1 protein-coding gene is annotated in these 402 nt (G+C 72.4%); it reads left to right on the top strand.

What is annotated here, in order from left to right; genetic code table 11:
• Positions 1-310: endonuclease/exonuclease/phosphatase family protein (locus FNX44_RS28505; protein ID WP_323369702.1), on the top strand; the 310-nt coding region annotated here is incomplete at its 5' end.
• Positions 311-402: the final 92 nt, after the last annotated feature.

Genomic DNA, 402 nt, shown 5'->3' with positions numbered 1-402 from the left:
GGGTGGGTTCGCGTCCGGTCGGCGGGATGAGAGTGCCCGGCTGCTGGGTGAGGGGATCGCAGCGGAGAAGGTGGAGGCGGTCGTCCTGATCGGGGACCTCAACGGGCCGGTCGAGGACCGGGGCCTGGCCCCGCTGACCTCGCGGATGAACGTGGCGGAACGCGGCTTCGGGTTCAGCTTCCCCGCAGCACTGCCGCTGGCCAGGATCGACCACGTCATGGCCCGTTCTCTGGCCGTGACCCGGATCCGTCCTCTTCCTGCCACCGGCAGTGATCACCTGCCGGTGGTCGCCACGCTCTCCCCGCGGTGAGGGGGCGGGGACGGCTTGCCGTGTGACGTCTAGCGTCCGGAGGGTGGCGGGCCGACGGCTGAGGCGGACGCGTCGGCCCGCCACCCTCCGGA

The organism is Streptomyces alkaliterrae (genome assembly GCF_007097205.2).
Classification (GTDB): Bacteria; Actinomycetota; Actinomycetes; order Streptomycetales; family Streptomycetaceae; genus Streptomyces; species Streptomyces alkaliterrae.
The sequence above is the reverse complement of the archived record's forward strand: the minus strand, read 5'-3'. Positions and strand labels throughout refer to the sequence as shown.